Origin of the sequence: Streptomyces roseicoloratus (genome assembly GCF_004117935.1) — a bacterium.
GTDB classification, from domain to species: Bacteria; Actinomycetota; Actinomycetes; order Streptomycetales; family Streptomycetaceae; genus Streptomyces; species Streptomyces roseicoloratus.
Genome location: NZ_SDOY01000179.1, coordinates 70,101 through 83,322 on the forward strand (window position 1 = coordinate 70,101; position 13,222 = coordinate 83,322).

Genomic DNA, 13,222 nt, shown 5'->3' on the forward strand with positions numbered 1-13,222 from the left:
CTCCGTAAGTTGTTTGGTGGCCCGGGAGGGCCGGGTGTGGCTTATGGGTTCTTGCCTTCAGTGGCTTCTCAGGAGTGGCCGCCCGGTTCTCCGGGGCGCCCTGACTGCTGATTGAGATGTGCGCGCCTTGTGCGGTCGCTGATTACGGAGATGACAGCGGGGTGTTCCTTGGGCCGACGGCACGCCGTGCGGAACGAGGAGGGGCGAGTGAACGAGCGACGGGCCCGGGTCTGGGTCGGCATCGACGCCGGTAAGGGCCATCACTGGGCGGCGGTGGTCGACGAAACCGGCGCGACTCTGTGGTCGAAGAAGATCGGCAACGACGAGTCGGAGATCCTGACCGCACTCGGCGAAATCCTGGAGCTGGCCGACGAAGTCCAGTGGGCGGTGGACATCTCCGGTACGTCCTCCGCGCTGTTGCTTGCCCTGCTCGCGGCCCATGGCCAGCAGGCCGTCTACGTGCCCGGCCGCACGGTCAACCGCATGTCCGGCGCCTACCGGGGCGAGGCCGAAACCGACGCCCGCGACGCCTACGTCATCGCGGAAACCGCCCGCCACCGCCGGGACTTCGCCACCATCGAAGTGCCCGCCCAACTCGCCGCGGACCTTGCCCTGCTGACCGCCCACCGAACCGACCTGGTGGCCGACAGGGTGCGAATGATCAACCGACTCCGCGACGTGCTGACCGGTGTCTTCCCCGCCCTGGAACGGGCCTTCGACTACTCCGCCCACAAAGGTGCGCTGGTACTGCTGACCGGCTACCAGACCCCAGCCGCCATCCGCCGACGTGGCCGGGCGCGGCTCACGGCCTGGCTCGCCAACCGCAGTGTGCGCGGCGCCGACGCCGTCGCGGCAACCGCACTCGAAGCCGCCCAGGCCCAGCAGACCGCCCTGCCGGGTGAGGACGTCGCCGCCCAGATCGTGGCCGACCTGGCCACGCAGATCCTGGACCTGGACGACCGGCTCAAGCGGATCGACAAGCAGATCCGCGACACGTTCCGCAGCCACCCGCAAGCCGAGATCATCGAGTCCCTGCCCGGCATGGGCCCCATACTCGGCGCCGAGTTCATCGTCGCTGCAGGTGACCTTGCGGCCTACGCGGATGCCGGCCATCTCGCCTCCGCGGCCGGGCTGGTGCCAGTCCCACGCGACTCGGGCCGCCGAACCGGCAACCTCCACCGGCCCAAGCGCTACAGCCGCCGCCTGCGCAGGGTCTTCTACATGTCCGCGCAGACCAGCATCATCCGCGAGGGACCGAACCGAGACTTCTACCTCAAGAAGCGCGGCGAGGGCTGCAAGCACGTTCAGGCCGTGATCGCCCTGGCCCGCCGACGAGCCAGCGTCCTGTGGGCCCTCCTGCGCGACAACCGGGTCTTCACCCCCGAGCTGCCGGTCGCGCAAGCGGCTTGACTTCATCATTGAGACTCCTGGTGAGCGGGGTCGGAGCGGGGTCGCGTCGGCGTCGGCGCGTGGTCAGCACGACGGACGCCGCTCCGCGGGCGGAACGGCGTCCGGTGGGGCGGGGCGGGCCGGCCGAAGGAGCGGCCCGGGCCGCCGGGGCGGTCGGGCGGGTCCTACAGCACGGCGTCCGCGAGGCGGTCGAGCTGGTCGGGTCCGGCGTCGCAGGGCATGAAGACGATCTCGGCGCAGCCCGCGTCCTGATAGGCCGTCACGGCGGCCCGCAACCGGGATGGTTCGGTCAGTGCCATGGTGACGATCGACTCGGCGCGGCCGGAGAAGGCGTAGTAGTCCATGAGGTAGCGCTGGGCGAGCCACTCGGCGCGCGGGCCGAGCGAGAAGTAGAGCAGCGTCATCAGGTGCGGGCGCCCGCTGCGGCCGTGCCGCCGCCACGCGGCCTCGACCTGTTCGGCGTTGGCCCGGTAGCCGCTGGGCGAGCTGCCCCCGGCGATCCAGCCCCGGCCGTACTGCGCCGTCCTGCGGAAGGCCGCCCGGGAGGTGCCGCCGAGGATCAGCGGCAGCTCGCCCTGCGGGGCCGGGCCGACCCCGCCGGGGCCGTCCGCGCGCCAGGTGTCCCGTAGTTCGGCGAGCATCGAGTCGAGCAGCTTGCCGCGCACGGCGGGGTCGACGCCCGAGGTGGTGAAGTCGTCGTCACGGTTGCCCGCGGCGAGGCCCAGGGTCAGCCGGCCGCCGCTGACCCGGTCGAGGGAGGCGACCTGCTTGGCGAGCAGCGGGGTGTTGTTGCGGTACGGGGCGGTGAGCACCGTGGTGGCGAGCCCGATCCCGCGGGTGACGGCGGCGGCCGCGGTCAGGGCCACGAGCGGGTCGTAGCTGTCGTACACCAGCCGGTCGAGCACGCCGAGGGTGGAGAATCCGTGGCCCTCGGCACGCCGGGCCCAGTCGGTGATCCGCTCCCCCTCGGCGCCGGGGACGGTGGCGGGCAGTCCCACTCCGATCAGCACGGCCGGCCTCCTTTGACGGATGCGGCGGATGCGGCGGATGCGGCGGATTCGACGGATGCGCCGGATGCGCCGGATGCAGGGGATTCGACGGATGCGGAGGATGCGGCGGATGCGGCCGATGCGGCGATCTCGACGGACCCGGTGGGTTCCGGCGGCTCAGCGGAGCCCGCGAACCGGGCGAGCTGTTCCGCGACCCGCGCCGGAGTCGGCCTGCGGTCGTTCTCCGCCCGGATCTCCTCCGCCGCCTTGCGGTACGACGGCTCTTCGAGCAGCGCGAGGACGGCGGCGCGCAGGCCCTCCGGGCCGGCCTCTTCCCGGTGCAGGGAGAGTCCGGCGCCGGTCGCGGTGAACCGCAGGGCGTTGAAGGTGTGGTCGATCAACTGCGGCACCACGAGCTGCGGCAGCCCCTGGGCGAGGCCGGTGAGGATGGTGCCGGCGCCGCCGTGGGCGACGACCAGGTCGCAGTGCGGCAGGACACAGTGCAGCGGCACCGACTCGATCACCTTGGCCCGTTCGGGCAGGCCGCGGAGCAGCCGGCGCTGCGAGGCGTCGACCGCGACGACGATCCCGACGTCGAGCGCGTCGAGCGCGTCGACCACCTCGCCCGCGAGGAACATCGACGGGTCGAGCCGCCCGACCGTGGTGCCCCAGGTCACGCAGACCCGGGGCCGTCCGCGCTCGGCGGGCGGCAGCGGGACCGGCACCCGGCCGGCGCCGTTGTACGGCACGTAGCGCATCGGCAGCCGGTGCAGCGGGCCCGGCCGGGACTCCTCGGGCACCTGCATCGCGGGCGGGCACAGGTCCACCGTGAGCGTGCCGGGGTTACGCGGGGCGCCCGGGCCGTCGAGACCGAAGCGCGCGTACAGCGGTGCCAGTTCGCGTTCCTCGGCGTCCAGGGTTGCCTGACGGTGCATCAGATCGGCGCCCCACGGCAGCCGCACGGTGCGGGCGCCGCAGGCCGCCGCCGCGAGCGGACCGGCGTAGGCGGTGGGTTCGTGCACCACGAGGTCGGGGCGCCAGGCCCGGGCGAACGCCACCAGGTCGTCGGCCATGGCGTCGGCCAGGTCGGTGAAGAGCGACACCGCGCGGGGGCCGCGGCCGGGCGTGCCGGAGCCCCGGCCGGGGATGTACTCGCGGATCCGGGCGACCGCGTCCAGGTCGCGGCCGACCGGCACGAACGGCAGTCCGGCGGCGGTGACATGGGACGCGAGGGCGGGCGTCGTGGCCACCCGCACCTCGTGGCCGGCGGCCCGCAGCGCCCAGGCGAGCGGCACCATGGGGTAGAAGTGGGTCGGCCAGGCCCAGCTGACGAACAGGACGCGCATCGTCCGCCTCACCCCTCCCGTCCGGGCCGCCCGGTCGCTGCCGGCACTCCGTCGCCACCCGGCATGCCGGTGGTCGTTCCCGGCAGACCGGCCTCGCGGTGGGCCCGGGCCACCGTCTCCATGACCGCGATCCGCGCCTCGGTCGTGTCCGCGTACGGCGAGATGCCGAGCGTGGTGATCCCGGCCGCCGCGTACTCGGTGAGCCGCCGGGCGATCCGGGCGGGCGGCCCGAGGAGCGAGGTGGAGTCGATGAACTCCAGCGGCACCGCCCGGGCCGCGCCCGTCGCGTCGCCCGCCTGGAAGCGGTCCTGCACCTCCTCGGCCGCCGCCGCGTAGCCCATCTGCGCGGCGAGCCGGAAGTAGAAGTTGCTCTCCCGGTCGCCGAGGCTCATGAACCGGGCGACGTACGGCCGGATCGGCGCGGCGGCGGCCTCGACGTCCTCGCCGACCGCGGCCGGGGCGGACAGGAAGGCGTCGAAGCCGTCCTTCTCCCTGCCCGCCCTGCGACGCCCGGTGTGCAGCGCGTCGAGCGCCCGCTTGGTGTGCTCGGGCGTGCAGAAGACGCCCACCCAGCCGTCGGCGATCTCCCCGGTCAGCTCCAGGCCGCGGGTGCCGACCGCGGCCAGGTAGACCGGCAGGTCCCGGCGGACCGGGCCGGGCAGCCGGAACGGTCCCGCGTCGCTGCCGGGCAGCGGCAGGGCGTAGTGCCGGCCCTCGTACGTGACCGGCTCCTGCGCGAGGACGCGCCGTACGACGTCCACGTACTCCCGGGTCCTGGCGAGCGGCCGGGCGAACGGGGCGCCGTGCCAGCCCTCGGTGACATGGCTGTTGGAGATGCCGAGGCCGAGCCGGAACCGGCCGCCCGAGAGGCCGTCCAGCGTGGCCGCGGCCAGGGCCATGGCGACCGGGGTCCGCGCCGGGATCTGGATGACCGTGGACAGCAGACCGATCCGGGTGGTCCGCGCGGCCACCCAGCCGAGCACCGAGATCGCGTCGGAGCGGAAGCCCTCGGGAGCCGCGGCGACGTCGAAGCCGAGCCGCTCGGCCTCCTGGGCGGTGCGGGCGCAGTCCTCGGGTACGAGGTTGATCCCCAGTCGCATGGCGGGGTCACCCTTCCTTGTGGCCGATGACCAGCGAGTCGGTGTTGCTGAGCACCTTCGCCTCGGTGCGGCCGAAGCCGGCCTCGGTCATCCAGCCGCGGCACTCCTCGACGGAGTACTCGGAGCCGCCGTGGGTGACGAGCAGCATGTCCAGGCTGATCAGCAGGTTGACCAGGTCGGCGGGCCGCTCGTCGACCATCCGGTCGTACACGAGGAGCGCGCCGCCCGGCTCGACCGCGTCGTAGGCCTTGCGGATCAGTCCGAGGCGCTGCTCGGCGGACCAGTTGTGCAGCACGTGGCCCATGACGAGGACCTGGCCCGACGGCATCGGGTCCTTGAAGAAGTCGCCGCCGGTGAAGGCGATCCGGTCCTGGGTGCCGAGGCGCTTCATGTGGTCGTCGAAGGCGGGCGCGACGTGCGGCAGGTCGAAGACCTTGGCGGTGAGGTGCGGGTGCTGGGCGATCAGCAGCGCGGAGAGGTTGCCGCGGGCGCCGCCGACGTCGACGAAGTCGGTGCGGCCGGTCCAGTCGAAGGCCTTGGCCAGCTTCGGCGCGACCTGGCTGTTGAGCGAGTCCATCATCGCGAGGAACTGGTCCAGGTGTTCCCGGCTGTCGGCCATCTGGGCGACGATGTCGCCGTCCTTGCCCTTGACCTGCGGCTCGCCGGTGCGCAGCGCGTCGGTGAGGTGGGTCCAGGCCGGGTAGAGCATGCTGTTGGCGCGCTCCAGGAAGCCGCCCGCGTAGGTGTTCTTGCCGCGGTCCAGGAAGCGGTCCGCGCCGGGGCTGTTGCGGTAGTGCTCGCCGTCGGCCTCCAGGACGCCGAGCGTGACCAGGGCCGTGACGAAGTCGCGGGCTCCGCGCGGGTGCAGGCCGATGACGTCCGAGAGCTCCGGAAGGGTCAGCGGCTTCGCGGCGAGCGTCGAGAAGACGTCCAGCTCCAGCGCGCTGAGCAGGATCTTGGCGTCGCAGAAGGCGGTACCGAGCCGGATGAGACCCTCGGGGCTGGACGCATCCGCAGCGGAAGTGTGAGTCGTCACCGACAGAGTCCTTTCTCCTGATGACGGGACGCGTGGATGGTTCAGCACCCGCCTCGAAGCCCGCTGGAGCGCGCGGCGGCTCCGCTCGTGAACTCCTCGGGCACCAGCGGAAGTCGAGGTGCGGGCGGCACGATCCGGCCGGCAGGACAGCTGACAGCGGTGAGGGGAGAGACGTGATGGCGGATCGGCGCGTGGCGCTCGTGACCGGGGCCAACCGGGGCCTCGGACGGGCCGTGGCCGGGGAACTGCTCTCACGGGGGCTGCGGGTGGTGGTGACGGCCCGGGACGCCGGGGCCGCGGCCGCCACCGCCCGCGAACTCGGTCCGGGCGCCGAGGGCCGCGTGCTCGACGTGACGAGCCCGGAGAGCATCGCGCGGGCGAGGGACGCCGTCGGCCCGGTGGACGTCCTGGTCGGCAACGCGGGCGTGCTCCTGGAGGACGGCGCGGGCGATCCGCTGTCGGTGCCGGTGGAGGTGGTGGAGCGCACCCTGGAGGTGAACCTGCTGGGCTCCTGGCGGGTGGCGCAGGCCTTCGTGCCCGCCATGGTCGAACGCGGCTGGGGCCGGGTGGTGTTCGTGTCCAGCGGCACCGGCTCGTTCAGCAACGGCCTGTTCACCGGAAGCCCCGGCTACGCGGTGTCGAAGGCCGGTCTGAACGGTCTGACGCAGATGCTCGCGGCCGCCACCCGGGGGACGGGGGTCCTGGTCAACGCCGTCAACCCGGGCCCGACCCGGACCCGGATGATGCCCGGCGGCCGGCGCACCGCCGAGGAGGCCGCCGTGGACGTCGCGGACGCGGCGCTGCTGCCGGACGGCGGGCCGAGCGGCACCTTCCGGCGGGGGGAGCAGGTGCTGGGGTGGTGAGGGCGTCGCCGGGGCGCGTGCCGCCGAGGGTCCGCACGGACCGGCGGGCCGCGGGCTGGCTCGGGTCTTGAGCACTCCTCGATGCGGTGTCGGCACGGTGCCACGGCCACGTCACCCGACCCAGCGAGGAGTTCCGCCATGGACCACGGCGCCGGGCCGCACCCGCCCTTCCGGGTGCTGCTCAGGATGGAGATCCGCCCCGGCACGGAGCGGGAGTTCGAAAGCACCTGGCTCGACATCGGCACCCGCATCGCCGCCGAGCCCGCCAATCTCGGCCAGACCCTGGTCCGGGACGTCGAGGACGGCGGGGTCTACTGGGTGATCACCGACTGGACCGACGAGCCCGCCTTCCGCGCCTTCGAGACCAGCGCCGCGCACGTCGACAACCGCCGCCGCCTCCGGCCCTTCCGCACCGGCGGCGAGATGCGCCTCACCCGGGTCGTGCACCGGCTCGGACCGGCCGCCGGGACACGGGTCCGCTGACCGGCGACGCGCCCCGCATTCCCCGCATTCCCGACACCCAAGGAGCACCTGCCGTGACACGTCGTCTGTTCACCTCCGAGTCGGTCACCGAGGGCCACCCGGACAAGATCGCCGACCGGATCAGCGACACGGTCCTCGACGCGCTGATCGCCCAGGACCCGTCCTCCCGCGTCGCCGTCGAGACCCTGATCACCACCGGTCAGGTGCACGTCGCCGGTGAGGTCACCACCGCCGCGTACGCCGACATCGCGAGCCTGGTCCGCGAGACCGTCCTCGCCATCGGCTACGACTCCTCCGCGAAGGGCTTCGACGGCGCCTCCTGCGGCGTGTCGGTGTCCATCGGCGCGCAGTCGCCGGACATCGCTCAGGGCGTCGACACCGCCTACGAGGCCCGGCAGGGCGACGAGGTGGACGACCTGGACCGGCAGGGCGCGGGCGACCAGGGCCTGATGTTCGGCTACGCCTGCGACGACACGCCCGAGCTGATGCCGCTGCCGATCTCCCTCGCGCACCGGCTGTCCCGCCGCCTCGCCGAGGTCCGGCACGACGGCACGCTGCCGTACCTGCGCCCGGACGGGAAGACACAGGTCACCATCGAGTACGACGGCGACCGCGCCGTGCGCCTGGACACCGTCGTGGTCTCCTCCCAGCACGCGCCGGGCATCGGCCTCGACTCGCTGCTCGCGCCCGACGTCCGCGAGCTGGTGGTGGAGCCGGTGCTCCAGGAGCTGTCGATCGCGACCGAGGGCTACCGGCTCCTGGTCAACCCGACCGGCCGCTTCGAGATCGGCGGGCCGATGGGCGACGCCGGCCTCACCGGCCGCAAGATCATCGTGGACACGTACGGCGGCATGGCCCGGCACGGCGGCGGCGCGTTCTCCGGCAAGGACCCGTCGAAGGTGGACCGTTCGGCGGCGTACGCGATGCGCTGGGTCGCCAAGAACGTCGTCGCCGCCGGGCTCGCCCGCCGCTGCGAGGTGCAGGTCGCGTACGCGATCGGCAAGGCCGAGCCCGTGGGCCTGTTCCTGGAGACCTTCGGGACGGAGAGCGTCCCGCTCGACCGGATCCAGCACGCCGTCCTCGAGGTCTTCGACCTCCGCCCGGCGGCCGTCATCCGCGACCTGGACCTGAAGCGTCCGATCTACGCGAAGACCGCCGCCTACGGGCACTTCGGCCGCGAGCTGCCGGAGTTCACCTGGGAACGCACCGACCGCGCGCAGAAGCTGGCCGCCGCCGCGCGTGCCGTCTGACGGCCGTCCCCGCCCCCGCTCCTGTTCCCCCACGGACCCGAGGAGGTACCCGGTGCGTATCGCTGTCACCGGCTCGATCGCCACCGACCATCTGCTGACCTTCCCCGGCCGGTTCGCCGACCAACTGCTCGCCGACCGCCTGGAGAACGTCTCCCTGTCCTTTCTCGCCGACAGCATGGAGGTGCGGCGCGGCGGCGTCGCCGCCAACATCACCTTCGGCCTGGCCCGGCTCGGGCTCGCGCCCGTCCTGGTCGGCGCGGCCGGCATCGACTTCGCCGACTACCAGGTCCGGCTGAAGCAGCACGGCGTGGTCGTCGACCACGTGCGGATCAGCGACACCCTCCACACCGCCCGTTTCGTCTGCACCACCGACCTCGACCAGAACCAGATCGCCACCTTCTACGCCGGGGCGATGGCCGAGGCCCGGGAGATCGACCTGCGCGAGGTCCTCGCCCGCACCGGACGGCTCGACCTGGTCCTGGTGTCGCCGGACGACCCGGAGGCCATGCTGCGGCACGCCCGCACCTGCCGGGAACTCCAGGTGCCGTTCGCCGCCGACCCGTCGCAGCAGCTCGCCCGCCTCGACGGCGCGCAGGTGCGGGAACTGGTGGACGGGGCCCGCTACCTCTTCACCAACGAGTACGAGACCGCCCTGCTCCTGGAGAAGACCGGCTGGAGCGAGACCGAGGTCCTGGCCCGCGTCGGCACCTGGGTCACCACGCTCGCCGCCGACGGCGTCGCCGTCCGGCGCGCCGGGCGTCCCGCGCTCACCGTGCCGGCCGTGCCGGCGGACCGGGTCGCCGACCCGACCGGCGTCGGCGACGCCTTCCGGGCCGGCTTCCTCGCCGGCATCGCCCGGGACTGGCCGCTCGAACGCTCGGCGCGCCTGGGCTGCGCCCTCGCCACCACGGTCCTGGAGTCGGTCGGCACGCAGGAGTACGCGCTGTCCGCGCCAGCCCTGCTCGACCGTCTCGCCGCCGCGTACGGCGCGGAGGCGGCGGAGGAGATCGCCCCGGGACTCACGGGCCCGGCAGGAGGACCCGCGGCCCCTCCCGGGATCACGGGCTCCGCCCGCCGTACGGAGGTGGCCGGCTGATGGCACGCGCACCGGAGGCGCTGCGCGAGGCCCTGGCCACCCGGGTCGTGGTGGCGGACGGCGCCATGGGCACCATGCTCCAGGCCCAGGACCCCGGCGCGGCGGACTTCCAGCAGCTGGAGGGCTGCAACGAGATCCTGAACGTGACCCGCCCGGACATCGTGCGGTCGGTGCACGAGGCGTACTTCGCGGTCGGCGTCGACTGCGTGGAGACCAACACCTTCGGCGCCAACCACGCGGCGCTCGGCGAGTACGGGATCACCGGGCGGATCCGTGAACTGTCCGAGGCCGGCGCCCGCATCGCGCGGGAGATCGCGGACGCGTTCGCGGCGCGGGACGGGCGGACCCGCTGGGTGCTCGGCTCGATCGGACCCGGCACCAAGCTGCCGACCCTCGGCCACACCACGTTCGACGTGCTCCACGAGGGCTACCGGCAGAACGCGGCGGGGCTGATCGCGGGCGGCGCGGACGCGCTGCTCGTGGAGACCAGCCAGGACCTGCTGCAGGCCAAGGCCGCGATCCTCGGCTGCCGGGAGGCCCTGACCGAGGCCGGACTCGACCTGCCGGTCCTCGCCCAGGTGACGGTGGAGGCCACCGGCACGATGCTGCTCGGCTCGGAGATCGGGGCGGCGCTGACCGCCCTGGAACCGCTCGGCATCGACATGATCGGCCTGAACTGCGCGACCGGCCCGGCCGAGATGAGCGAGCACCTGCGCCATCTGGCCCGGCACGCCCGGGTGGGCCTGTCCTGCATGCCGAACGCCGGCCTTCCGGTGCTCGGCAAGGACGGCGCCCACTACCCGCTGTCGCCCGAGGAACTGGCCGACGCCCACGACACCTCCACCCGCGAGTACGGCCTGTCGCTCGTCGGCGGCTGCTGCGGCACGACGCCGGAGCACCTGCGCGCGGTGGTGGAGCGGGTACGGGGCCGGGCCCTGGCGCCGCGCGCTCCGCGCCCGGAAGCGGCGGCGGCGTCGCTGTACCAGGCGGTGCCGTTCCGGCAGGACACCTCGTACCTCGCCATCGGCGAGCGGACGAACGCCAACGGCTCGAAGAGGTTCCGCGAGGCCATGCTGGAGGGCCGCTGGGACGACTGCGTGGAGATCGCCCGCGACCAGATCCGCGACGGCTCCCATCTGCTCGACCTGTGCGTGGACTACGTGGGCCGGGACGGCGCGGCGGACATGCGGGAACTGGCCGGCCGGCTGGCGACCGCGTCCACGCTCCCGGTCGTCCTGGACTCCACCGAACCGGAGGTGCTGCGGGCCGGCCTGGAGAAACTGGGCGGGCGTGCGGTGCTCAACTCGGTCAACTACGAGGACGGCGACGGTCCCGAGAGCCGCTTCGGGCGGATCGCCTCGCTGGCCCGTGAGCACGGCGCCGCGCTCATCGCGCTGACCATCGACGAGGAGGGGCAGGCGCGGACCGCGGAGAAGAAGGTCGAGATCGCGGAACGGCTGATCGCCGACCTCACCACCGCGTACGGGATCGAGGAGTCCGCGATCCTCGTCGACTGCCTGACGTTCACGCTGGCCACCGGCCAGGAGGAGTCCCGCAGGGACGGCGTCGAGACGATCGCGGCGATCCGCGAACTGAAGCGGCGCCACCCGGACGTCCAGACGACCCTCGGCCTGTCCAACATCTCCTTCGGCCTCAACCCGGCCGCCCGTGCGGTGCTGAACTCCGTGTTCCTGGACGAGTGCGTGAAGGCCGGCCTGGACTCGGCGATCGTCCACGCGTCGAAGATCCTGCCGGTGGCCCGGATCCCGGAGGAGCAGCGCGAGGCGGCGCTGGACCTCGTGTACGACCGGCGGCGGGAGGGCTACGACCCGCTGCAACGGCTGCTCGACCTCTTCGAGGGCGTCAGTTCCGCCTCGGTGAAGGCCTCCAAGGCGGAGGAGCTGGCGGCGCTGCCGCTGGAGGAGCGGCTGAAGCGGCGGATCGTCGACGGCGAGAAGAACGGTCTGGAGGCGGATCTGGACGAGGCGCTGGCCGGGCGCCCGGCGCTGGAGATCGTCAACGACGTGCTGCTCGACGGCATGAAGACGGTGGGCGAGCTGTTCGGCTCGGGGCAGATGCAGCTTCCGTTCGTGCTCCAGTCGGCCGAGGTGATGAAGACGGCGGTGGCCTACCTGGAGCCGCACATGGACAAGGTCGAGGGCGCGGAGGGCAAGGGGACGATCGTGCTCGCCACCGTGCGCGGCGACGTCCATGACATCGGCAAGAACCTCGTCGACATCATCCTGTCCAACAACGGCTACAAGGTGGTCAACCTCGGTATCAAGCAGCCGGTTTCGGCGATCCTGGAGGCCGCGGAGGAGCACGCAGCCGATGTGATCGGCATGTCGGGTCTGCTCGTGAAGTCGACCGTGATCATGAAGGAGAACCTGGAGGAGCTGAACGGCCGCGGGCTGGCCGCCAGGTATCCGGTGATCCTCGGTGGTGCGGCGCTGACCAGGGCGTACGTGGAGCAGGACCTGCACGAGCTGTACGACGGCGAGGTCCGCTACGCCCGCGACGCCTTCGAGGGCCTGCGCCTGATGGACGCCCTGATGGCGGTCAAGCGCGGTGTACCGGGCGCGACCCTGCCGGAGCTGCGCGGCCGCCGGATCGCCGCCCGGACCACGGCGACCGCGCGGGCCGAGGCACCCGGGTCGGAGCCGGCGGGCCGTTCGGACGTGGCCGCGGACAACCCCGTACCGACGGCACCGTTCCTCGGCACCCGCGTGGTGAAGGGCATTCAGCTGGCGGAGTACGCGAGTTGGCTGGACGAGGGTGCGCTGTTCAAGGGGCAGTGGGGGCTGAAGGACAAGGAGACGATCGAGGCGGAGGGCCGGCCGCGGCTGCGGGGCTGGCTGGAGCGGCTGCAGACCGAGCGGCTGCTCGAAGCGGCCGTGGTCCACGGCTACTTCCCCTGTGTGTCCAAGGGTGACGACCTGATCATCCTGGACGAGGACGGACGCGAGCGGACCCGGTTCTCCTTCCCGCGTCAGGAACGCGGCCGGCGACTGTGTCTGGCCGACTACTTCCGGGCGGAGGAGACCGGCGAGGTCGACGTGGTCGGTCTCCAGGTCGTCACCGTCGGGTCGCGGATCGGCGAGGAGACGGCGAAGCTGTTCGCCGCCGACGCCTACCGCGACTACCTCGAACTCCACGGCCTGTCCGTGCAGTTGGCGGAGGCGCTGGCCGAGTACTGGCACGCGCGGGTACGGGCGGAGTGGGGCATCGGCGGGTCCGATCCGGCGTCCGTGGCCGGCATGTTCCGCACCGAGTACCAGGGCTGCCGCTACTCGCTGGGTTATCCGGCGTGTCCGGACCTGGAGGACCGGGCGAAGATCGCCGAACTGCTCGATCCCTCGCGGATCGGGGTGGAGCTGTCGGAGGAGTACCAGCTGCATCCCGAGCAGTCCACCGACGCCTTCGTCGTCCACCACCCCGAAGCCACCTACTTCAACGCGGGAGGCGGCCGATGACCTCCCCTTCCCCCACCGAAGCACCGCCGTCACCGACCTTCTCCTTCGAGTTCTTCCCGCCGAAGACCGACAAGGGCGAGCGGACCCTGTGGGACGCGATCCGGCGGGTCGAGGCGCTGGCACCGGACTTCGTCTCCGTGACGTACGGCGCCGGCGGCTCGTCCCGGGACCGGACG

At 72.8% G+C, this 13,222-nt stretch carries 11 protein-coding genes; 7 read left to right on the forward strand and 4 right to left on the reverse strand.

Going from position 1 to position 13,222, the window contains the following annotated elements:
* Positions 1-207 precede the first annotated feature (207 nt).
* On the forward strand, positions 208-1,410 hold the full coding sequence (locus ESG85_RS34050) for an IS110 family RNA-guided transposase (protein ID WP_128980710.1): 1,203 nt from the start codon (positions 208-210) through the stop codon (positions 1,408-1,410).
* Between the two features lie 164 nt (positions 1,411-1,574).
* On the opposite strand, the gene ESG85_RS34055 is transcribed toward ESG85_RS34050, so the two are convergent.
* From ESG85_RS34055 to ESG85_RS34075, 4 genes are read right to left on the reverse strand one after another with little or no spacing between them, the layout of a single operon-like run.
* Positions 1,575-2,420, reverse strand: coding sequence for an LLM class flavin-dependent oxidoreductase (locus ESG85_RS34055; RefSeq protein WP_128985037.1), 846 nt, complete (start codon positions 2,418-2,420; stop codon positions 1,575-1,577).
* A complete protein-coding gene (locus ESG85_RS34065) occupies positions 2,414-3,745 on the reverse strand; it encodes a nucleotide disphospho-sugar-binding domain-containing protein (RefSeq protein WP_181019189.1) in 1,332 nt (443 codons plus the stop codon). The genes ESG85_RS34055 and ESG85_RS34065 overlap by 7 nt, the downstream gene beginning before the upstream one ends.
* Positions 3,746-3,753: 8 nt before the next feature.
* Positions 3,754-4,845 (reverse strand): LLM class flavin-dependent oxidoreductase, encoded by a 1,092-nt coding sequence (locus tag ESG85_RS34070; RefSeq protein WP_128985038.1) that lies wholly within the window; start codon positions 4,843-4,845, stop codon positions 3,754-3,756.
* Positions 4,846-4,852: 7 nt separating this feature from the next.
* Positions 4,853-5,881: a methyltransferase gene (locus tag ESG85_RS34075; RefSeq protein WP_128985039.1), complete on the reverse strand. Its 1,029-nt coding sequence runs from the start codon at positions 5,879-5,881 to the stop codon at positions 4,853-4,855.
* A 176-nt stretch (positions 5,882-6,057) separates the two neighbouring features.
* Here ESG85_RS34075 and ESG85_RS34080 point away from each other — a divergent pair, with 176 nt between their 5' ends.
* From ESG85_RS34080 to ESG85_RS34105, 6 genes are all read left to right on the forward strand, one after another.
* Positions 6,058-6,744: an SDR family NAD(P)-dependent oxidoreductase gene (locus tag ESG85_RS34080; protein ID WP_128985040.1), complete on the forward strand. Its 687-nt coding sequence runs from the start codon at positions 6,058-6,060 to the stop codon at positions 6,742-6,744.
* A 138-nt stretch (positions 6,745-6,882) separates the two neighbouring features.
* Complete coding sequence (locus ESG85_RS34085; protein ID WP_128985041.1) at positions 6,883-7,227, forward strand: antibiotic biosynthesis monooxygenase family protein; 345 nt, start codon at positions 6,883-6,885, stop codon at positions 7,225-7,227.
* Positions 7,228-7,280: 53 nt separating this feature from the next.
* Complete coding sequence (gene metK / locus ESG85_RS34090; protein ID WP_128985042.1) at positions 7,281-8,477, forward strand: methionine adenosyltransferase; 1,197 nt, start codon at positions 7,281-7,283, stop codon at positions 8,475-8,477.
* A gap of 52 nt (positions 8,478-8,529) precedes the next feature.
* Positions 8,530-9,573 carry a carbohydrate kinase family protein gene (locus tag ESG85_RS34095; protein WP_128985043.1) on the forward strand — a complete coding sequence of 348 codons (1,044 nt, stop codon included), beginning with the start codon at positions 8,530-8,532 and terminating at the stop codon, positions 9,571-9,573.
* A complete protein-coding gene (gene metH, locus ESG85_RS34100; RefSeq protein WP_128985044.1) occupies positions 9,573-13,046 on the forward strand; it encodes a methionine synthase in 3,474 nt (1,157 codons plus the stop codon). The genes ESG85_RS34095 and metH overlap by 1 nt, the downstream gene beginning before the upstream one ends.
* Positions 13,043-13,222: methylenetetrahydrofolate reductase (locus ESG85_RS34105; RefSeq protein WP_181019190.1), on the forward strand; the 180-nt coding region annotated here is incomplete at its 3' end. The genes metH and ESG85_RS34105, both read left to right, overlap by 4 nt.